Origin of the sequence: Mesorhizobium sp. CO1-1-11, from assembly GCF_020164995.1 — a bacterium.
Taxonomy (GTDB): Bacteria; Pseudomonadota; Alphaproteobacteria; order Rhizobiales; family Rhizobiaceae; genus Mesorhizobium; species Mesorhizobium australicum.
The window spans coordinates 123,329-144,156 of record NZ_JAIUHE010000006.1 but is presented as its reverse complement, the minus strand read 5'-3'; the positions used below and the strand labels follow the sequence as shown (position 1 = coordinate 144,156).

19 protein-coding genes are annotated in these 20,828 nt (G+C 65.0%); 11 read left to right on the top strand and 8 right to left on the bottom strand.

Going from position 1 to position 20,828, the window contains the following annotated elements; all coding sequences use genetic code 11:
* Positions 1-96 precede the first annotated feature (96 nt).
* Genes LB554_RS08805 through LB554_RS08790 form a run of 4 tightly spaced genes read left to right on the top strand, consistent with a single transcriptional unit; the run spans position 97 to position 3,378 of the window.
* The gene (locus tag LB554_RS08805) at positions 97-978 is read left to right on the top strand and encodes a branched-chain amino acid ABC transporter permease (protein WP_224584146.1); all 882 of its coding nucleotides are present in this window, start codon (positions 97-99) and stop codon (positions 976-978) included.
* Positions 975-1,937: a branched-chain amino acid ABC transporter permease gene (locus LB554_RS08800; RefSeq protein ID WP_224584144.1), complete on the top strand. Its 963-nt coding sequence runs from the start codon at positions 975-977 to the stop codon at positions 1,935-1,937. The genes LB554_RS08805 and LB554_RS08800 overlap by 4 nt, the downstream gene beginning before the upstream one ends.
* A complete protein-coding gene (locus LB554_RS08795; RefSeq protein ID WP_224584142.1) occupies positions 1,934-2,659 on the top strand; it encodes an ABC transporter ATP-binding protein in 726 nt (241 codons plus the stop codon). Before LB554_RS08800 ends, LB554_RS08795 begins: the two co-directional genes overlap by 4 nt.
* On the top strand, positions 2,656-3,378 hold the full coding sequence (locus tag LB554_RS08790) for an ABC transporter ATP-binding protein (RefSeq protein ID WP_140875858.1): 723 nt from the start codon (positions 2,656-2,658) through the stop codon (positions 3,376-3,378). Before LB554_RS08795 ends, LB554_RS08790 begins: the two co-directional genes overlap by 4 nt.
* Here the strand turns inward: LB554_RS08790 and LB554_RS08785 are convergent, their stop codons facing one another.
* A complete protein-coding gene (locus LB554_RS08785) occupies positions 3,379-4,761 on the bottom strand; it encodes a sodium:proton antiporter (RefSeq protein WP_224584231.1) in 1,383 nt (460 codons plus the stop codon).
* A gap of 66 nt (positions 4,762-4,827) precedes the next feature.
* A complete protein-coding gene (pncA, locus tag LB554_RS08780) occupies positions 4,828-5,442 on the bottom strand; it encodes a bifunctional nicotinamidase/pyrazinamidase (RefSeq protein WP_224584140.1) in 615 nt (204 codons plus the stop codon).
* A 333-nt stretch (positions 5,443-5,775) separates the two neighbouring features.
* Between pncA and LB554_RS08775 the strand changes: the two genes are divergently transcribed.
* Genes LB554_RS08775 through LB554_RS08750 form a run of 6 tightly spaced genes read left to right on the top strand, consistent with a single transcriptional unit; the run spans position 5,776 to position 12,837 of the window.
* Positions 5,776-6,630, top strand: coding sequence for an FAD binding domain-containing protein (locus tag LB554_RS08775; protein WP_140789972.1), 855 nt, complete (start codon positions 5,776-5,778; stop codon positions 6,628-6,630).
* A complete protein-coding gene (locus LB554_RS08770; protein ID WP_140789970.1) occupies positions 6,627-9,380 on the top strand; it encodes a molybdopterin-dependent oxidoreductase in 2,754 nt (917 codons plus the stop codon). Before LB554_RS08775 ends, LB554_RS08770 begins: the two co-directional genes overlap by 4 nt.
* Complete coding sequence (locus LB554_RS08765; protein ID WP_140789968.1) at positions 9,377-10,918, top strand: 6-hydroxynicotinate reductase; 1,542 nt, start codon at positions 9,377-9,379, stop codon at positions 10,916-10,918. The genes LB554_RS08770 and LB554_RS08765 overlap by 4 nt, the downstream gene beginning before the upstream one ends.
* A complete protein-coding gene (locus tag LB554_RS08760) occupies positions 10,918-11,802 on the top strand; it encodes a UPF0280 family protein (RefSeq protein WP_224584138.1) in 885 nt (294 codons plus the stop codon). Before LB554_RS08765 ends, LB554_RS08760 begins: the two co-directional genes overlap by 1 nt.
* Positions 11,795-12,379, top strand: coding sequence for an amino acid synthesis family protein (locus LB554_RS08755; protein WP_140660161.1), 585 nt, complete (start codon positions 11,795-11,797; stop codon positions 12,377-12,379). The genes LB554_RS08760 and LB554_RS08755 overlap by 8 nt, the downstream gene beginning before the upstream one ends.
* Positions 12,376-12,837, top strand: a complete 462-nt coding sequence (locus LB554_RS08750) for a MarR family winged helix-turn-helix transcriptional regulator (protein ID WP_140660160.1) — start codon at positions 12,376-12,378, stop codon at positions 12,835-12,837. Before LB554_RS08755 ends, LB554_RS08750 begins: the two co-directional genes overlap by 4 nt.
* Before the next feature lie 116 nt (positions 12,838-12,953).
* Here LB554_RS08750 and LB554_RS08745 read toward each other — a convergent pair whose 3' ends face one another.
* The 3 genes from LB554_RS08745 to LB554_RS08735 are packed head-to-tail and all read right to left on the bottom strand — an operon-like array spanning position 12,954 to position 16,815.
* A complete protein-coding gene (locus LB554_RS08745; protein WP_224584136.1) occupies positions 12,954-13,922 on the bottom strand; it encodes a substrate-binding domain-containing protein in 969 nt (322 codons plus the stop codon).
* Positions 13,919-15,232: an ABC transporter permease gene (locus tag LB554_RS08740; RefSeq protein ID WP_224584134.1), complete on the bottom strand. Its 1,314-nt coding sequence runs from the start codon at positions 15,230-15,232 to the stop codon at positions 13,919-13,921. The genes LB554_RS08745 and LB554_RS08740 overlap by 4 nt, the downstream gene beginning before the upstream one ends.
* Positions 15,229-16,815 carry a sugar ABC transporter ATP-binding protein gene (locus tag LB554_RS08735; protein ID WP_224584132.1) on the bottom strand — a complete coding sequence of 529 codons (1,587 nt, stop codon included), beginning with the start codon at positions 16,813-16,815 and terminating at the stop codon, positions 15,229-15,231. The genes LB554_RS08740 and LB554_RS08735 overlap by 4 nt, the downstream gene beginning before the upstream one ends.
* 221 nt (positions 16,816-17,036) lie before the next feature.
* Between LB554_RS08735 and LB554_RS08730 the strand changes: the two genes are divergently transcribed.
* Positions 17,037-18,056: a LacI family DNA-binding transcriptional regulator gene (locus LB554_RS08730; RefSeq protein WP_224584130.1), complete on the top strand. Its 1,020-nt coding sequence runs from the start codon at positions 17,037-17,039 to the stop codon at positions 18,054-18,056.
* Between the two features lie 47 nt (positions 18,057-18,103).
* Here LB554_RS08730 and LB554_RS08725 read toward each other — a convergent pair whose 3' ends face one another.
* From LB554_RS08725 to LB554_RS08715, 3 genes are all read right to left on the bottom strand, one after another.
* Positions 18,104-18,898, bottom strand: a complete 795-nt coding sequence (locus LB554_RS08725; RefSeq protein WP_140711725.1) for an inositol monophosphatase family protein — start codon at positions 18,896-18,898, stop codon at positions 18,104-18,106.
* Positions 18,899-18,975: 77 nt separating this feature from the next.
* The gene (locus LB554_RS08720; RefSeq protein WP_140719225.1) at positions 18,976-19,977 is read right to left on the bottom strand and encodes an LLM class flavin-dependent oxidoreductase; all 1,002 of its coding nucleotides are present in this window, start codon (positions 19,975-19,977) and stop codon (positions 18,976-18,978) included.
* A complete protein-coding gene (locus LB554_RS08715) occupies positions 19,974-20,807 on the bottom strand; it encodes an arylamine N-acetyltransferase family protein (protein WP_224584128.1) in 834 nt (277 codons plus the stop codon). The genes LB554_RS08720 and LB554_RS08715 overlap by 4 nt, the downstream gene beginning before the upstream one ends.
* Positions 20,808-20,828: the final 21 nt, after the last annotated feature.

The window sequence follows — 20,828 nt, the reverse complement described above, 5'->3', positions numbered from 1 at the left end:
GGCGAAAACAGCGAGGACATCCAATCTCCCCCCTTGCGGGGGAGATGCCCGGCAGGGCAGAGGGGGGTGCCTCGCGCATCCGTTGGTGCATAACAAATGCACTTTGGACCCCACCTTCTCCTCGCAACCCTTGAAGGCCTCGTCACCTCGGCCGTGCTGGCGTTGACGGCGCTGGGCTTGTCGCTGGTGTTCGGCGTCATGCGTGTCGTCAACGTCGCCCATGGCGAGTTCTTCATGCTGGGCGCCGTGCTTGCCTGGGCGATCACATCGGCAATTGGCGGCCATCCGGCTCTTGGCTTCCTGGCGGCGCTGGTGATCGCGCCGCTGATCGTCGGCGCCATCGCGCTGGTCGCCGAACGGCTGGTGCTGAGCCGGCTCAACTACAATCCGGAAGCCACCATCGTCGCCACCATCGGCATGCTCTACATCATCCAGCAGCTGGCGCTGACCTTCTATGGCCCCGAAGCGCGGCCCGTGGAGCCGCCGTTCAGCTATCGCATCCTTCTGCCGTGGTTCGGCTATTCCGGCTACAAGCTGTCGATCATCGCCGCATCCGCTCTTCTGCTGATCGCGACATGGCTGGTGCTGACGCGCACCAGGATCGGCCTCATCATGCGTGCCACGCAGTATGACAGCGAGACGGCGCAGGCCTTCGGCATCCCGGTCGGCCGCGTCTATGGCGGCGTCTTCGCGCTCGGCGCCATGCTGGCGGCCATCGCCGCGGTGCTGATCGTGCCGATCAGCCAGGCGCACTACCTGATGGGGCAGGATCCGCTGCTCTTGTCTTTCATCGTCGTCATCATCGGCGGCCTCGGCTCGTTGCGCGGCACGGTCGTCGCCGCCGTGCTGATCGGCGTCTCCGACGGCATCATATCGATGTTCTTCTCGCCGACGCTGGCCAAGATCATCGCCACGCTGCTGGTCGCCATGGTGCTGGTGTTCCGGCCGCAAGGCCTGTTCGGGACGGCATCGCGATGAGCGAAGCTTCGCCGGCAAAGGCCTATGCGCTGCATCTCGGCGTGATCGCCCTGCTCTTCGTGCTGAGCTTCCTCTTGCCTGGCTATTATCACGGCCTGCTCGCCCGCATCATGGTGCTGGCGGTCTTCGCCATGGGCTACAACATGCTGTTCGGCTATGTCGGCCTGCTCAGCCTCGGCCACGCGATGTTTTTTGGCGCCGGGCTTTATGGCGCCGGCCTTGCCGTCATCCAGCTCGGCTGGAGCGTGCCGCTGGCGTTCCTCGCCGGCATTGCCTGCGGCGCGGCGTTGGCGCTGGTGATCGGGCTCCTGGCGCTGCGCACCACGGGCGTGGCCTTCATGATCGTCACCATGATGTTCGCGCAGGTGTTTTATCTGGCCATTCTCTACTTCGCGGCCTGGACCGGCGGCGATCAGGGTCAGGTCGTGCCGCAGCCGGCGCGTGTTCTCAATCTCGGCGCCACCTTGCTCGATCTCACCAACCCGACCGTACGCTACATGACGGCGCTCGGCTTGTTTTCGCTCGTGCTGCTGATCACGCTTGCCGTCGTCCGGTCCAGATACGGTCGCGTGCTGATCGCGATCCGGGAGAATGAGGAACGCACGAAGATGCTGGGCTACGACACCTTCTCCAACAAGCTTGCCGCCATTATCGTCTCCGGCACGATCTGCGCGGCGTCCGGTGCCGCCTACGCGCTGCTGTTCGGCTATGTCGGGTCGAGTTTCGCCTCGGTACAGTATTCGATCCTGCCGCTGCTGTGGGTGCTGCTCGGCGGTGCGGCCACAACGCTTGGACCACTGATCGGCACGCTGTTCATGTACTATGTCATCGACGTCACCAGCGGCTACACGTCGGCCTACCTGCTGATCGTTGGCATGGCACTCATTCTGCTGGTGCTGTTTTTCCCGAAAGGCATTCTCGGCACCATCCGCCAGCGCTGGCTTGGTTGGCTGCCATGACGCCGCTGCTGACCACCAAGGGCCTGTCGCGCAGCTTCGGCGGCCTGCGTGCGGTCGACAATGTCGACTTCACCCTGATGCCGGGCGAGATCCGCGCCGTCATCGGTCCGAACGGCGCCGGCAAGACAACCTTCGTCAGTCTGATCAGCGGCCGCATCCAGCCGTCTTCGGGAGCGATCGTCTTCGACGGTGCCGACATCACCGGCCTGCCGACCTATGCCAGGGTCCGCCGGGGCATCGCCTACACCTTCCAGATCACCAGCGTCTTTGCCAACCTCAGCGTCTATGACAATGTCGCGCTGCCGGTGCAGCTCACGCTCAGCGATCGCCGCTCGAAGGCTGAGCTGCGTGCCGGCGTCATCTCTGCGCTTGAACGTACAGGGCTGGCCGACCGCACCCATATGCCGGCCGGGCAATTGTCCTACGGCCATCAACGATTGCTCGAGGTGGCGATGGGCCTGGCGCTGAAACCGCGCCTGCTGATCCTCGACGAGCCGACGCAAGGTCTGGCCGACAGCGAGATCGACAATTTCATCGAACTCGTGCGCGACATCGCCAAGAACGCCACCGTGCTGCTGATCGAGCACAACATGCCGGTCGTGATGCAGCTTGCCGATCGCATCACCGTCTTCAACGCCGGCAGGATCCTGGCCGAGGGCACGCCCGAGGCGATCCGCGAGAACGCTGCGGTTCAGGAAGCCTATCTGGGAACGGCGCCATGACGGAGGCGAGCACGGTCGAAGCGCTGACGATTTCCGGGCTCGATTGCTTCTATGGCGAGGTCCAGGTGCTCTATGGGCTCGACCTGGTGCTGAACAAGGGCGAGGTGCTGTGCCTGTTCGGCCGCAACGGCGCCGGCAAGACGACGACGCTGAAGGCGATCATGGGCCTGGTTCCCGCGCGTGCCGGCTCGATCAGGCTCGCAGGGCAGGAATTGACCGGCCTGCCGGCGCATGAAGTGCCGAAGGCCGGTGTCGCCTACGTGCCGCAGGGCAGGCGGCTGTTCGCCGAGATGACGGTGGCCGAAAACATCGAGATCGGGCTGATGGCGCGCGGCAAGGGCAAGGCGACGCGCGAGAACGTTCTCGACCTCTTCCCGCTGCTGCGTCAGCGGCTGCGGCAGCGCTCGGGCACCTTGTCCGGCGGCGAGCAGCAGATGCTGGCCATGGCGCGCGCGCTTTGCCTTGAGCCGCAGGTGCTTTTGCTCGACGAACCGACCGAAGGGTTGATGCCGTCGATGATCGCCAGGATTCGCGAGACGGTGTCGAAGCTGCGCGAGATGGATGTCTCCACCATCCTGGTCGAACAGCGGGTCGATGCCGTGCTGTCGGTCGCCGATCGTGTCTGCTTCATCGAAAACGGCCGCAACCGCGAGACGGTCGATGTCGAGGCCCTGCGCGTCGACCCCTCGGCGGTCCGGCGCTATGTCGGCGTGGGCTGATCAACCGAAAAACAGAAAACCCGCGACCAAGAAGGTCGGTACCAGCACCAGCCCGGACCACAGCATGTACCCAAAGAAGCCCGGCATCTTGACGCCGCGATGTCTGGCAATCGCATAGACCATGAAGTTGGGTGCGTTGCCGATATAGGTGTTGGCGCCCATGAACACGGCGCCGGCCGAGATTGCGGCAAGCGTCGAGGCGAACTCCGTCATCAGGTGGCGAGGATCGCCGCCCGCCAGCTCGAAAAACACCAGGTAGGTCGGTGCATTGTCGAGGAAGGACGACAATGCACCGGTCAGCCAGAAATAGGCGAGGTCGTTGGGCGTGCCTTGCGCCGAGGTGACGAGCGCGACCAGCGGCGCCAGCGCACCGTTGTGGCCGGCCCTCAAAATGGCGACGACCGGGACGATGCAGATGAAGATGCCGGCGAACAGTTTGGCCACTTCCGCGATCGGACCCCAGTTGAAGCCGTTCGCCTCGCGGTGGCTCTTGTAGGAGAGCGGAAGCGATAGCAGGGCCAGCGCGAGGATGATCGCGTCGCGGACCAGGTTCTGCAGTTCGAGACCGACGCCGAACACGGAAAAACTCACGCCCGGCTTCCACGCCGCCGACAGCAGGATGGCCCCGATCACGCCGACCAGCAGCGGGAGGTTGGCCAGGCCGCGCAGGCGCACCTTCGTATCGGGTGTCGGATCCTTGATCTTCGGTGCGCCGGCCTCGCGCCGGTGCAGGATGAGGTCGATCGCCAGGAACGCCGCCAGCACGACGACGCCAACGAACAGCGTCTCCCGGTAGAGGTTGGTGGTCGTCCAGAAGAAATCGACACCGCGCAGGAAGCCGACGAACAGCGGGGGGTCGCCGAGCGGCGTCAGCGAGCCGCCAATGTTGGACACAAGGAAAATGAAGAAGATGACGACATGGGCATTGAAAGGCCTGTTGTCGTTGGCGCGCAGGATCGGCCGGATCAGTATCATCGAGGCGCCGGTCGTTCCGATCACCGAGGCCAGCAGCGCCCCGACGATCAGCAGCCCGGCATTGACCAGCGGCGTGCCGTGGATGTTGCCGGCAAGCAGGATGCCGCCTGAAATCGTGTAGAGCGCAAACAGCAGGACAATGAACGACATGTATTCGGTGAGCAGCGCGTGCAGCACCGCCTCGGTCGCCGCGGGAGCACCGAAGGCAATCGCGAGCGGCACGATCACCAGCGCCGCCCACAAGGCCGCGATCTTGCCGTAGTGATGTTCCCAGACATGGTGGAACAGCAGCGGACCGGTCGCGATCGACAACAGCAGCCCGGCAAACGGCAAGGCCCACCACAGCGACATGGCGCCGCCAGGCAGGCCGTGCTCTTCGGCCGCGAAGGCCTGTGCCGGAAACAGCATCGCGACGATGATCGCGCCGCCCGCCCCGGTCGCTATCGGCAAGTATCCCCTTCTACCCCCCACGAGTCAGCCCGAAGTGCGATCTTCGAGCGTCACGCCGGCATCGCGCATCTTCGCCAGCATTGTCTCGAGGGATCCGTTGAGATCGATGCCACGGCAGGCATCGAGCCTGACCGTGGTTCTAAACCCTTGTTTGACCGCATCCAGCGCCGAGAAGGCGACGCAGAAATCGGTCGCCAGGCCGACCAGGGTCAGTGTGTCGATGCCGCGCTCCCGCAGATAGCCGGCGAGCCCCGTGGGCGTCGCGTGATCATTCTCGAAGAAGGCGGAATAGCTGTCGATGGCGGAGCGAAAGCCTTTGCGGATGAGGAGTTCGGCCTTGGTCCAGGCAAGTCCGGAATGGAAATCCGAGCCGAGACTGCCCTGTATGCAGTGGTCCGGCCACAGCGTCTGCGGACCATAGGGCATCTCGATCGTCGAATAGGGCTGCGACCCAGGGTGGCTGGAGGCGAAGCTGGAATGGCCGGCGGGGTGCCAGTCCTGTGTCAGCACGACATGGTCTGTTCGCCGGATCATGTCGTTGACCAGCGGCACGATCTCGTCGCCGCCGGCAACGGCCAGCGCGCCGCCCGGGCAAAAGTCGTTCTGCAGGTCGATGACAACGAGCGCTTCGTCGGCCATGGGCTTCCTTCCTGTCAGGCTGGGGTCGGGCTCCGAACGAGGCACCCGGCGAAAGAAAAAGCCGCTGGCGCGACTGAGGAGAAACTTGACCAGATGAGGGGCCGCGTCAACCTCCAGCGGCATAACAAATGCGTGGCGATGCCAGCCGGCGCAAACTCTGGCTTTGACAATTTCCGCCGTCTTGATATCATTTGCATACGAATGAATTTGCCGGTCGAAGCCGGTAAAGACTTTCCCTAGGCAAGCGCCTCGGGAGGGCCAGTTTCGGGCAAAGCCCATTTTATCGGGAAGGCCCACCTTATCGGGAAGGCCCACCTTATTGGGAAGGAAAGCGTGATCCGTTACGCGAAACCCACCACGGTCGACGAGGCCCTCGCGCTGCTTAGCGGGCGCGCTTGGCGTATCCTTGCCGGCGGTACGGATTTCTATCCGGCGCAGGGCAGCAAACCGTTTCGTGACAATGTCCTCGACATCAACGGCCTGACAGCGCTGCGCGGCATCGCCGAGACCGGCAGCCACTGGATCATCGGCGCGCGCACGACATGGACCGACATCATCCGCCATCCCTTGCCGCCGGCCTTTGATGCGTTGAAACAGGCCGCGCGGGAAGTGGGTTCACCACAAATCCAGAACGTCGCCTCGGTCGCCGGCAATCTCTGCAACGCCTCGCCGGCCGCCGACGGTGTGCCGGGGCTGCTGGTCCTTGATGCCGAGGTCGAGCTGCGCTCGGCGACGGCGACGCGCCGTCTGCCCTTGGCGGCGTTCATCCTCGGCAACCGCCGTACGGCCTTGCGGCCTGGCGAGATGCTGACGGCCATCCACGTGCCGAAACCCGCCGGCACATCGGCCTTCATCAAGCTCGGGGCGCGGCGCTATCTCGTTATTTCCATTGCCATGGTGGCGGTGCGTCTGGTTGCCGAGAATGGCACTGTCGCGCAGGCGGCCGTCGCCGTCGGCTCGTGTTCGGCCGTGGCGAGGCGGCTTGCCGGTGTCGAGGCGGCGCTGCGCGGGCTTCCCTTGGACGCCGGGCTTGTTGCCGCGGTCCGGTCGGCGCCGATGGCTGAGCTGCAGCCGATCGCCGATGTGCGCGGCAGCGCTGAATACAGGCTCGACGCGGTGCGCGAGATCGTTGCGCGCGCCGCGCTTGAGGCCGCGGGCAAGCCCACGGACGACAAGGTGGCCGCATGAGCATGGATCGCGCCGATATCGCCTTCGCGGTCAATGGCGCCGCCGTCTCGGTCAACGTGCCACCGCTGCGCCGGCTGTCCTTGGTGCTGCGTGACGAATTGCGGCTGACCGGTACAAAGGTCGGCTGCGACGCCGGCGACTGCGGCGCCTGCACGGTGCTGGTCGACGGCGACCCCGTCTGCGCCTGCCTGATGTCGGCGGCCTCCGCTTCCGGCACTATGGTGACGACGGTCGAGGGCCTCGCCAATGGGCGCCTGTCGGCGCTGCAAGCCTCGTTTCTGGCGCATGGCGCCGCGCAATGCGGCATCTGCACGCCGGCGCTGCTGGTCGCGGCTTCAGCGCTGCTGGATACGAAACCCAGGCCGACCGAGACCGAGGTGCAGGATGCGTTGGGCGGCATTCTCTGCCGCTGCACCGGCTACCGCAAGATCATCACCGCGGTGATGGAGGCTTCCCTCCAGACCGCGAGCCTGGACTTCCGTCTGCCTCGGTCCGGCCAGGCCATCGGCGCGTCGCCGGTCAGGCTCGACGGTGTGCCAAAGGTGACCGGTGCCGAGAAATTCGGCGGCGATTCCTTTCCGGCCGATGCGCTTGCGGTGCTGGTGATCCGCTCGCCGCATCATCATGCCGGCTTCGCCTTCGGCGACATCGATGGCTGGGCAAGCAGCCATCCCGGTATCACGGGTGTTTTCACGGCAGCCGATATCCCGGGAAAAAACTGTTTCGGCGTTATCGGCCCGTTCGCCGACCAGCCGGCGTTGGCCGAGGGCTTTGCCCGGCTTCGCGGCGAGGCTGTCGCGCTGGTCGCCGGCGAACGCGAGGCGATCCTCGATCTCGATCTGTCGGATTTCCCCGTCCGCTGGACCGAACTGCCGCATGTTCTCCAGCCCGGCGATGCGCAGGCCGAAGGTGCGGCGCTGATCCATGAAAACCGCCCGGCCAATTTGCTGACCAAGGGCTTCGTCGAACGCGGCGATCCCGAGTCGGCACTTGCCGATGCGGCGTTCACCGCGAGCGATGCGATCGACACCTCCTATGTCGAGCACGCCTATATCGAGCCGGAAGCCGGCTATGCATATCTCGACGGCGACACGCTCGTCGTCGTCGCCTGTACGCAGGCGCCTTACATGGATCGTGACGACACGGCGAAAGTGCTCGGCCTTGCCGTCGACAAGGTGCGCATCGTGCCGACCGCGACCGGCGGTGGCTTTGGCTCCAAGCTCGACGTTTCCCTGCAGCCGCTGATCGGCCTTGTCGCGCTGAAGACCGGGCGGCCCGCGGCCCTTGCCTACACCCGCAACGAATCCATGATGTCGACCACCAAGCGCCATCCGGCGCGGATGAAGGCCACCGTCGGCGCAGATGCCGAGGGCCATGTCACAGGCATGATCTTCGAAGGCGATTTCAACACCGGAGCCTATGCGAGCTGGGGACCGACGGTTGCCAACCGCGTGCCGGTGCATGCCTCCGGTCCTTATTTCACGCCGAATTACCGCGCCGAGGGCCGCGCCATCCACACAAATGGGCCGATTGCCGGTGCCTTCCGTGGCTTCGGCGTGCCGCAGGCGACGATCATGCAAGAGACGCTCTATGACGAGCTCGCCGGCAAGCTCGGTATCGATCGGCTTGATTTTCGCCTGAAGAATTGCCTTCGGAACGGATCCGAAACGGTTACCGGGCAGCTCCTGGAGTCCGGCGTCGGCATCGCCGAATGCCTCGAAGCGTTGCGGCCGCATTGGGCGCGGGCGACGGCCGATGCCGACGCTTTCAACAGCGCCAACCTGGACAGGAAACGCGGCGTCGGTGTCGCTTCGTGCTGGTATGGCTGCGGCAACACCTCGCTGCCCAATCCGTCGACCATCCGGGTCGGCATCGCGGCTGACGGCGCGGTCATCCTGCATCAGGGCGCGGTCGATATCGGCCAAGGGTCCAACACCGTCATCACGCAGATCTGCGCCGACGCGCTCGGCCTGCCGCTGGAAAAATTCCGGCTGAAGAGCGCCGATACGGCGATCAGTCCCGATGCTGGGAAGACCTCGGCCTCGCGCCAGACCTTCGTCACCGGCAAGGCGGCCGAGAAGGCAGGACGCGCCCTGCGCGAGAAGATCCTGCGCTTTGCCAATGTCTCGGACAAGGCTTCGCTTGAACTGGATGGCCCGGCGATCGTCATCCGCGAAGGCGAGGCGACACGAAGCATCGATCTTGCCGCGCTCGGCGTGGATACGGACGGCTTCGTCTTCCGTGCCGAGGAGACCTACGACCCGCCAACGCTGCCGCTCGATGCCAAGGGCCAGGGCAAACCCTATGCGGTCTATGGCTATGGCGCGCAGATCGCCGAACTTGAGGTCGACCTCAGGCTCGGCACGGTCACGCTGATCAGGATCATCGCCGCGCACGACGTCGGCAAGGCGATCAACCCGCTGCTGGTCGAGGGCCAGATCGAGGGCGGTATCGCGCAAGGCATCGGCATGGCACTGATGGAAGAATACATCCCCGGCCGCACCGAGAATTTGCATGACTATCTCATCCCGACCATCGGCGACGTGCCGCCGATCGAGACCATCCTTGTCGAGGTGCCCGATCCCGAAGGGCCGTTCGGCGCCAAGGGCCTGGGCGAGCACGTGCTGATCCCGACGGCGCCGGCGATCCTCAATGCCATTCGTCACGCCACCGGCGTGCTGGTCACCAAGGTGCCGGCAACGCCAAGCCGCATCCTGGCGGCCATCCGCGAGAAGGAGGCACGCGCATGAGCGAGCTTGCCGAGCGTTTCGAAACCCATGATCCCGGCGAGAAGCTGGTGGCGGAAAAGATCCGCTGCGATGCCTGTCCCGTCATGTGCTACATCGCTGACGGACGCACCGGAGCCTGCGACCGCTATGGCAATATCGCGGGCCGCATCGTGCGCATGGACCCGCTGACCATCCTCGACCATGCGGCCGAGACCGGGGCCGCCATTGTCCCCTTTGTCGCCGAGGGCGAGCAGTGGGATGGCGAACTCATCAACACCGGCCGCCGCTTCGTCACCGCAATCGGCGCCGGCACAACCTATCCCGACTACAAGCCCGCTCCCTTCATCGTCAGCCAGAAAGTGGAAGGCGTCGATCTCGTCACCGTGGTGACCGAAGGCATCTTCTCCTATTGCGGCGTCAAGGTGAAGATAGATACCGACCGTCATATCGGACCCGAAACAGCTGTTGTGCGGGCTGAGGGCGAAGCCATCGGCCATGTCACGACGGGAGAATATGGCTCGCAGATGCTGTCGCTGGGCGGCGTGCATCATCTGACCGGCGGCTCCAAGGCGGAAGGCCGCGCCACCTGCGATGCGCTGCTCAACCTGTGCAACCGCAAACCGGTGGAACTCACCATCGACGGCGGCGCCACGGTCATTGTCGAAGCCGGCAAACCACCCGTCATCGACGGCAAGCAGGAACATCGCATGCGCGTCGGCTGCGGCTCGGCCACCATCGGCATGTTCGCCACGCAATGGCGCGGGCTGGTCGACGAGGTGGTGGTGGTCGACGACCACATTACCGGCGTCGTTTCCGAACACCAGGCCGGCAAGGTGCTGGGCTGGCAGGATACCGGTATCAAGATCGTCGGCCGCCGCTCGACGCCGGGCCGCTATTTCAAGGTCTCCGAGCCCGGCCTCGGCTGGGGTGGCACCAGCATTTCAGATCCGCTGTCGATCCTCGGCGAATGGAACGCCAAGAAGGGCGCGCGGCCGGGCCTGTCGCTGCTGATGGTTTCGACCACCGGCGAGCAGTTCGCCTATTACGAGCTCGACGACGACTTGAAACCGGTCGAAAAACCGTTTCCGGAGCGGCTGCAAAAATCGGTCAACCTGATCGAGGACAATTGCGAGCCGGCTTTGTGCACCGTGCTGTTCATCGGCGGCGCCGGCGGCTCACTGCGTGCCGGCGTCACCGAAAACCCGGTCAATCTCACCCGTTCCGTGCAAGGCCTGAAAACCTACGTCACGGTCGGCGGCGCGCCGGTCTATGTCTGGCCGGGCGGCGGCATCACGCTGATGGTCGATGTCACCAGGGTTCCGCCAGGCGCCTTCGGCTACGTGCCGACGCCAGCGCTGGTGGCGCCGATCGAGTTCACGCTGCGTCGCGACGACTATGTCAGGCTTGGCGGCTACGAGGCTGAAATCCGCAGCGTCGCGGATATTGTCGCCAAGGGCGGCGAGTACCTCAATCCCCGACGCGGCACGGGTGCCCCGGCCAGCAATCCATGGCCGCCGCTGGTGCAGTTGCGCCGCGCGGGCTCGGATGAGGCCGGCTGATGGAAGGCCCGCAAGCGCATTGGCTGCAGGATGGCAAGCGGCTGCATCTCAACCATGGGCCGATCGACCTGATCGTCGAGGCCTTCGGCGAGGCTGACGAGTGTCGCGCCGCCTATGCCCAAGCCGTCGCGCGCTTCCAGACGATGCTGATCGAGTTGGTCGAGGAGCTTCCCGAACTGCGCCTCCCGGCATTTTTCTTGGCGCCGCGAACCTTCACCGGCCCGACGGCGCGCCGCATGGAAGCAGCCGTCATGCCCCTGGCGGAATGCTTCATCACGCCGATGGCCGCCGTCGCCGGATCGGTAGCCGACGAAATGCTTGCCGCGCTGCTTGCCGGCCGCAAGCTCGACCGCGCCTATGTCAACAATGGCGGCGACAGCGCCCTCCATCTCGACAAGGCCACGTCGATTGGCTTGGCGGTCGCCGGGACCGGCAACGGCATGGCCGACCGGATCACGATCCGCGCGCAAGATGGGGTGCGTGGTGTCGCAACCAGCGGCTGGCGTGGCCGCTCCTTCTCGCTTGGCATTGCCGATGCCGTCACCGTGCTCGCGCGCACCGGCGCCGAGGCAGATGCGGCGGCGACGCTTATCGCCAACGCCGTCGACCTGCCCGGCAATCCCGCCATCAGGCGCACTCCCGCAAGCGACCTGTCGCCCGACAGCGATCTTGGCGCACGGCTGGTGACACAAGGCGTCGGCACGCTTGCCTCTGGCGAGGTGGCGCGGGCGCTGGACAATGGCCTCGCCGTCGCCGAAGATTTTCGGCGGCGCGGCCTGATTGCCGCATCGGCGCTGTTTCTTGGTGGGGAGGCCCGTATCAGCGGCTCCGTTGCACTCGGCCCGCCCAACAAGCATGAACCGGAGGAAGTTGCCCATGCCTGAGTTTCCGATCCGCAAGATCGCGGTGCTGAGCGAAGAGATTTTTCACGACGGCGGACCGGTCGCGGCGGTGCCGCGCCGGCGTGCCGCCGCCATGGCGGTGGTCAAGAACCCTTTCGCCGGGCGCTATGTCGAGGAGCTGCAGAGCGCCATGGACGATCTGAAGCCGCTCGGCCTGCTGCTTGCCGACCGGCTGATCGCGGCGCTCGGCGGCGACGTGAAACAGATCGACGGCTACGGCAAGGGCGCCATTGTCGGCAGCGCAGGCGAGCTGGAACACGGCGCGCTGTGGCATGTACCCGGCGGTTACGCGATGCGCGAGCGGCTGGGCGATGCCAAGGCGATCGTGCCCTCGGCCAAGAAGGTCGGCGCCTTCGGATCAAAGCTCGACGTACCGCTCGGCCACATCAACGCCGCCTATGTGCGCAGCCATTTCGACGCCATGGAGGTCGGCATCAGCGACGGCCCCCGTCCTGACGAGATCCTGTTCTGCCTCGCCATGACCTGTGGCCCGCGCATCCACAACCGCATGGGTGGCCTCGCTGCGGATGACATAAAAGCCTGGGACGGGCTGCGGTGAGCGGCGAGGACAACCTGCTCAAGCTGGTCGAGACCGAAGAGGCCGACGATCACGACTACCTCCTGCAGGAACAGGTCGGCTTCATCCTGCGCAAGGCGCACCAGCGCCATGTCTCGATCTTCGCCGCCCGTATCGCCGATCTGACGCCGCCGCAATTCGCCGCACTGGCCAAGCTGCGCGATGTCGGCGAGACCTCGCAGAATCAGCTTGGCACGTTGATCGCCATGGATGCCGCGACGGTGAAGGGCGTCATCGACCGGCTGAAGGCGCGTGGCCTGGTCGAGCTGTCCCGGCATGAGGTCGACAAAAGGCGGCTGCTGGTCAATCTGACGGCCGAGGGTCGCGACGCGATCGAGCGGCTGATCCCGCTTGCCCGGGAAATCACACAGGAAACGCTGGCGCCGCTCACGAACAAGGAAATCGCCACCTTCATGAAGCTGCTGGCGAAGCTGGCGTAGAGCGGCGGCGGCGAGGTCCTTTCCTCTCCCCCGATCGACGGGGGAGAGGAAGGTGCCAAGCTGTCCCTCGGACGAAGAACCTGGACCTTGGGCCGGCGCTTATCTCCGGCGAAAACTCACAGGCCGTTGTCCTTCAGCACCTGGGCGGCGTTTTCCTTGGTGATCTTCTGCGTCGGCAAGGTGATGGTCTTTTCCACCTTCTCGCCGTTGAGGAACTTGATCGCCTGGCGCAAGCCTTCCGCGCCTGGGGTGACATAGGTGAAGGTCGCCGTCAGCTCGCCCTTGTTCACCATCTGCACGCCTTCGTTGGGCAGGCCGTCGATGCCGATGAACTTGATGTCCTTCTCGCGGCCGACGTCCTTGGCGGCCAGATAGGCACCGTAGGCCATCGGGTCGTTGTGGCCGTAGACGAGATCGATCTTCTCGTTGGTCTTCAGCGCGTTGGCCATCAGATTGTAGGCTTGGTCCTGCTTCCAGTCGCCCGACTGCTGGTCGAGCAAATATTTGATGCCCGGTTCCTTGTCGGTGAATTCATGGAAGCCGTCATGGCGGTCATGCGCCGGCTGGGTGCCCATGCCGCCCCAGATCTCGACGACATTGCCCGCTGCCTTGCCCTTGCCGCCGAGCAGTTCGACGGCGTATTCGCCGGCCGCGCGGCCGATCAGCTTGTTGTCGCCGCCGACGAACTGCGTGTAGTCCTTGGTGTCGACATTGCGGTCGAGCACGAAGACCGGGATCTTGGCGTCGATCGCCTGCTGCACGACGCCGGTCAGGCCGGCGGATTCTTTCGGCGAGACCAGCAGCGCGTCGACTTCCTGGCGGATCAGGTTCTCGACGTCGGCGACCTGTTTCTCCGTCTTGTCCTCGCCGTCGGTGATGATCAGCTCGACCTCCGGATGCTTGGCGGCCTCGGCAATGATGTCCTTGTTGAACTGGGCGCGCCAGGGCTCGATGGTGGTCACCTGCGAAAAGCCGATCTTCCACTTCTTGTCCTGGGCGAAGGCATCGCCGGTGGACAGCAGTGCCGTGGTGGTCAGCAGTGCCGCGCCGAGTGCGGCAAGCTTCAGCATGTCACGTCGTTTCATTTCTTGTTTCCTCCGAGATTGAGAGACGGTGTCTCTTGCGACGGCCGTTTTGCGGCGGCCGTTTCCTTGTGCGCCGCCCCGGGCAGGCGCAGATAGGCCATGAGATCGCCGGCGTTGCGCTCCTGCACGAGCACGGTGCCGATGATGATCATCCCCTTCAGCACCAGCTGAAGGTTCGAATTGATGTTGTGGAGCTGCAATATGTTGGACAGCAGCCCGAAGATCAGCACGCCGCAGAAGGTGCCTGTCAGGCTGCCGCGCCCGCCCATCAGGCTGGTGCCGCCGATGACCACGGCCGCGATGGCGTCGAGTTCCAGCCCGGCGCCGGCATCCGGCTTGCCTTGCCGGTACTGCGCCACGTAGAGCACCGCGGCGATTCCGGCGAGCAGGCCTGATATGGCATAGGTGGCGATCTTGACGCGGCCGGCGGCGATGCCGGAGAGCCTGGCCGCCTCCTCGTTGCCGCCGATCGCATAGACATAGCGGCCGAAGGGCGTGAAGCGCAGGACCGCGCCATAGATGACGATGGCGCCGAGGAAGAACAGGCCGGGCATCGGGATGACGCCGAACACCAGCGAGCGCAGCAGCTCGAAATCGGCGGTTGCGTTGGAACCGGTATAGACCGGCAGCACGGCATTGTTCTGGCCGGCGGTGAGCCGGGCGATGCCGAGCGCCGTCACCATCATCGCCAGCGTGACGATGAACGGCTGCAGCCGCCCGCCAACGATGATGAAACCGTTGATGGCGCCGAACAGCAGGCCGACGCAGGGCGCCACCAGCAGCACGCCGAGAACGCCGAATTTGGGCTCGATCTGCGGCAGCAGGTACCACAGCGAAAGACAGCACAGGATGACGCCGACGGTTGCCGGCGTGATCAGCCCGCGAACGGTGTCCAGCCTGACATCGCGAACGGCGGCATCCGCGCCGGCGCGGGACTTCTCCACATTGAGGAAGATGAAGCGCGTGACGACGAAGCCGAGGCACAGCGCGACCAGCGCGACGGTCGGCACGCCCAGCACGACACCGGGCGTCACGCCCGGAACCGTCAGCAGCATGGCGCACACCACCGAGCAGATGGCCATCAGCGAACCGACGGAAAGGTCGATGCCGCCGGTGATGATCACCGCGGTCATGCCGGTGGCGATCAGCCCGGTGGTCGACACCTGGCGCAGCACGTCGAGCAGATTGCCGTAGGAGAGAAAGATGTTGTTGCCCTTGGAACTCACCGGGGAGCCCAGCACTCCGATCAGGAAGATGGCGATCAGCCCCCAGTAGAGCTTGGTGCGGGACAGGAGTTTCAGTGCGGTCATGCGGCGGGTCTCGATAGGGTCCGGCGCGGTGCCGCGAGGCGCATGATGGCCTCCTCGCTCGCCGCGCCGCGCGAAAGGATGCCTGTCTGGCGGCCGTCGGCCATCACCAGGATGCGGTCGGAAAGATGCAGCAATTCCGGCAGCTCGGAGCTGATGACGGCGATGGCCAGGCCATCGCGCGCCAGCCGGAAGATGAGGTCGTAGATTTCGCGCTTGGCGCCGACATCGATGCCGCGTGTCGGCTCGTCGAGCAACAGCACCCTCGGCCTGGTCGCCAGCCACTTGCCGATGACGACCTTCTGCTGGTTGCCGCCCGACAGCGTGCCGGCGGGCTGGTCGATGTCGCGGCAGCGTATGCCGAGCGCCTTGACCGCCTGCCGCGCCAGCCCCTGCTCTCCGGCCAGCGAGCGGATGCCGAAGCGCGCCAGCGCGCCGACCAGCGGCAGCGCCACATTGTCCGATATCGACGCTTGCAGGTGCAGGCCTTGCGTCTTGCGGTCCTCGGTCACCAGCGCGATGCCAAGGCGTCTTGCATCGCGCGGCGAGCGGATATCCACCGGCTGGCCGTCGAGCAGGATCTCGCCGCCGGCACGGCCATCGCTCGAGCCGAAGATCGCTTCCATGATCTCGGTGCGGCCTGAGCCCAGCAACCCGCCAATGCCGAGGATTTCTCCGGCGGCCAGATCGAAGCTGACGCCGCCGACCACCTGCCGCCAGCCCTGGCGGTCGGGCTTCGACAGCGACAGGTCGCTGACCGAAAGCACGGTCCTGCCGCCGGGATCCCGCTCACCTTGGGAGGATGCGAGCAGGTCCCGTCCGACCATCGCCGAAATGATGGCGTTTTCGTCGAGTTCGGCCATCGGCCGCGTCAGCACATGGCGTCCGTCACGGAAGACGGTGACGCGACCGGCCAGATGCATCACCTCGTCGATGCGGTGCGAAATGTAGACGATGGCGACGCCGCTATCGGCAAGCTGGCCGATGATGCGGAACAACCGCCGGCATTCGGCCGGCGACAGGGCCGAGGTCGGCTCGTCCATGATCAGGATGCGCGCCGACATCGACAGCGCCTTGGCGATCTCGACCAGTTGCTGTTCGCCGACACGCAAGGCGCCGACGCGAGCGTCCGGATCGAGTTCGATGCCGAGCCGCTGCAGGAGGGCGCTTGCCGCGCGGCTGCTCGCCTTGCGGTCGACGATCAGCCCGGCGATCAGCTTTTCACGGCCAAGAAAGATGTTGTCGGCGACGCTGAGCTCCGGCACCAGGTTGAGTTCCTGGTGGATGATGGCGATGCCGGCATCCTCGGCGTCGCGCACGCCGGCGAAGCCGACCGGCCGGCCATCGACGCTGACCGTGCCTTCATAGCCGGTATAGACGCCGGAGAGGATCTTCATCAGCGTCGATTTGCCGGCGCCGTTCTCGCCCATCAGGGCATGGACCTCGCCGCGTCGCAGTTCGAAGCCGACATCGACGAGCGCGGCGATGCCGCCAAAGCTCTTGGAAATGTGCTCGGCGCTCAGAACGATGTCCGGCCGATCCGATGCCGCATTGCGCGTCGAAGAAGGGGAACTGCTCTCTTGCATGACAATGGCGGCCTCCCTTCCGTCGTCGTCAACTCCAGGCAAACGCTAATCTAAACGTTTCGATAGTGTCAAGCCGATATCAGGTGCCAGAAGTTTGATGCATTTCGATTCTTGCTTAAAAAGACAGGATTCCGTAGGTATTGGCGGCAGAGGGGGGACGAAACGTTTCGAAAATGACAACGTCAGGGCGAAAAAAACAGCGCAAATCCACCGCGCCCACCATGCTTCACGTGGCGGAGGCCGCGCGTGTCTCGGTCGCCACCGTGTCGGCGCTGATCAATGGTACGGCGACCGTCAGCCCGGAACTCAGCCAGCGTATCGAACAGGCAATCCGCGATATCGGCTACAAGCGCAACGCCATCGCCCGCAGCCTGAAGATGGGCACGACCCGCACCATCGGCCTGACCGTCCCGCACATCACCAACCCATTCTTCACCGCCGTCGTTTCGGTGATCCAGCAGGCCTTCGACCGCGCCGGCTATGCCGTCATGCTGTGCTGCACCGACGAGGATTTGAACACCCAGGACGACCAGATCAGGCTGCTGCTCGACCGCATGGTCGACGGGCTGATCGTGGCGCGCGTCGGTGACGGCGCGATCCTCGAGCGGATCGTCGTCGACGCCAATGTGCCGGTCGTGTTGCTGGACCGTCTGTGCGAGGGCGTGGACACCGATGCCGTGGTTCTCGACAACCAGCGCGCGGTGTTCGACGCCATCAGCTATCTGATCAATCTCGGCCATCGGCGGATCGGCTACATTACCGGCACCTCGGATATTTCACCCATGCATGACCGGATGACCGGATATTGCGAGGCGCTCCAGGCCGCCGGCTTGCCGGTGGCCGAGGAACTGGTTCGTTCCGGCAATTTCCACGAGATCGACGGCTACAACGCGACCATGCAGCTGCTGTCGCTGCATGAGCGGCCAAGCGCCATCTTCTCGGCCAACAACCCGATGGTGATCGGCACGATGAAGGCGATCCGCGACATCGGCCTGTCCTGTCCGGAGGACATTTCGGTAGCCTGCTTCGACGATTTTCCCTGGTCCGACGTGTTCCAGCCGCAACTGACGACGGTGGCGCAGCCGGTGCAGGCGATCGGCGAACAGGCGGCGAATCTGCTGCTCGACCGTCTCGCTGGCAACAGGGACGCGCCGCCACGCAAGCTCGTCCTCAAGGGCCGTTTGATGATCCGCAATTCATGCCGCCCGCTGGGGACAGTGGTGCAGAGCGTGAGCGCCTGAGCATGCCGAAAGTGTGAAGCGGTTTTCGGGCAATTCCCGGGATTTGATCAGGGCGTGAACACCCCGGAACACAGTTCCTGCAGCTTCGAAAAGATGCCTTTGCCGCCGGTGATAATTTGCGTCCCGCTCTGCAGCACTGTCTTCGGATCCGCCTTCAGCACAGTGCCGCCGGCCTCCTCGATCAGCAGCATGCCGGCGAGGCAGTCCCAGGGGTTCATGTGTTCTTCCACATAGCCAAGCAGCCGGCCCGAGGCGACATAGGCAAGCATCAGCGCGCCTGACGCGTTGCGGAAGAAGACGCCGCCCTCGGCCAGGATCTTCTTGATCAGCACGGCGATGTTCTCGGCTTCGGCCCGGTTTGAGAAGCCGGTGCCCACCGAGCCTTCTTGCAAGCTGGTGGCCGCACTCGTTTTGATCGGCCTGCCGTTGACGAAGGCACCGCCGCCCAGCCTGCCATGGAAGGTCTCGCCGGTCGACGGCTCGTGGATGACGCCGACGATCGTCTCGCCATCCCTTGCGCAGGCGATCACCACGCACCAGGCCGGAATGCCGCGTACGAAATTGGCGGTGCCGTCGATGGGGTCTATGACCCAGGCATGGCCGGTCGAGCCGGCGACCGAGGCGTGCTCCTCGCCGATGATGCCGTCTTGCGGATAGTCGGCGGCGATTGCAGCGCGGATGAACAGCTCGACCTCGCGGTCGGCCTGCGAGACCAGGTCCTGATGGCCCTTGCTCTCGATGGTCAGGCTGTCGAGATCGCGGAAATATCTCAGGCCGAGTTCGCCGCCGCGCCGCGCCAGGTCGATGGCAAACTGCTCGCGTCTATCGAGATCATGGGGCAAGGCAGGGCTCGCTGTTGCGAAGGATACCCCGCACTTAGCAGAGCATCGACGTCGGCAAAAGCTCCAGGCCGCCTGTTTCAGGCCGCTTGCGACAACGATCTGTGCGCCTCGGCCAAAATCTCGAAGGAGCGCACGCGGGCGGCGTGGTCCGATATCTGCGCCGTGACCATCAACTCGTCGGCGCCGGTGCGTCGCACGAACGCATCGATGCCTTGCCGGACTGTTTCCGGTGAGCCGACGACGGCGCAGGACAGCGCCTGGCTGAGCATGGACTTGGCCATCGGGTCGAGATCCCGGTCATAGTTCTCGACCGGGGGCGGCAATTTTCCGGGCCTGCCGGTGCGCAGATTGACAAAGGCCTGCTGCAGCGAAGTAAACAGCAGCCGCGCCTCTGCGTCGGTGGGTGCCGCGAAGACGTTGAGGCCGAGCATGACATGCGGCTTTTCGAGCTGCTCCGACGGCTGGAAGCGCGAGCGGTAGATGTCCAGCGCATGATCGAGTTCCGCCGGCGCGAAATGCGAGGCGAAGGCGTAGGGCAGGCCGAGCATGGCGGCGAGCTGCGCGCCGTAGAGGCTCGACCCGAGAATCCAGATCGGCACCGTCTGGCCCTCGCCGGGCACGGCACGCAGACGCTGGCCTTCCTCGGCCGGCAGGAAATAGCCCATCAGCTCGACGACATCCTGCGGGAAATTGTCGGCGCCGGCCTCGAGATTGCGGCGCAGCGCGCGCGCCGTGTTCATGTCGGTGCCGGGAGCGCGACCGAGGCCAAGGTCGATGCGGCCGGGAAACAGGGCGGCGAGCGTGCCGAATTGCTCGGCGATCACCAGCGGCGCATGGTTGGGCAGCATGATGCCGCCGGCGCCGACACGAATGGTTTTGGTGCCGCCGGCGACATGGGCGATGACGACCGATGTGGCCGCGCTGGCGATGCCCGGCATATTGTGATGTTCGGCCAGCCAGTAGCGCTTGTAGCCGAGCCGCTCGGCGTGGCGGGCGAGATCGAGCGAATTGGCGAGCGATTGCGAGGCATCGCTGCCTTCGACGATCGGCGACAAGTCGAGAACGGAAAGTTCGGTCATATACTGGTCTCCACGATCTTCTTCTCGCGCACCTGGGCCTCGAAGGCCTTGCGGTCGGGAATGGTGATGCCGAGCTGGCCTTCCAGCGTGTCGGCAAGTTCGGCGGCGGTGGCGATCTGCTTCTGCTCGGTGCGGCCATCGACGTGATGGATCGATAGGCGATCGCCGCGCAGCGCATAGCGCCGGTCGGGTGCGGCGCGGGCCGCTATGACGGAGGTGAGGAAATGCGATGCCGGGTTGGTCGACAGGAAGTAATTGGCGACGGAATAGTCGACCTCATAGTGCGGCTGCAGGTCGAAGCGATACAGCGAGCGCCAGTCGCCGCCGATCAAGGCCTGCAGGCGGAAATGATCGCCGGCCTCGATGATGCGGAATGTCTCGTGCGGCGTTTTTTGTTCCCGGCCGGGCTTCAGCAGCAGCGGCGCCGTAAGCGTCAGGCCGCCGAATCCGACGTCGGCGATATAGGTGTGGCCGTCAAGTTCGACGCGCAAAAGCATGTGGCTACGCGCCGTGATGGCGTCCTCGCTCTGACCCCAAAGCACACGCGCGGCAAGGCCGCCGACCTTGAAGCCGAGCGCCTTCAGCGTGTGCATGAAGAGGAGATTGTGCTCGAAGCAATAGCCGCCACGCCCACCAAGGACGATCTTGCCCTGCAGCGAGGCGACATCCAGTCCGACCGGGCGTCCCAGAAACGGATCCATATTCTCGAACGGGATCGCCTGCGGATGCAGGAAATGGAGCGTCTTCAGCGTGTCGAGCGAAGCTTGTCCGGAACCGGCATGGCCGATCCGGGCGAAATAGGCGTCGAGGTCGAAGGGAACGTCATTCATCGGGAAGGGCACCGGGCACTG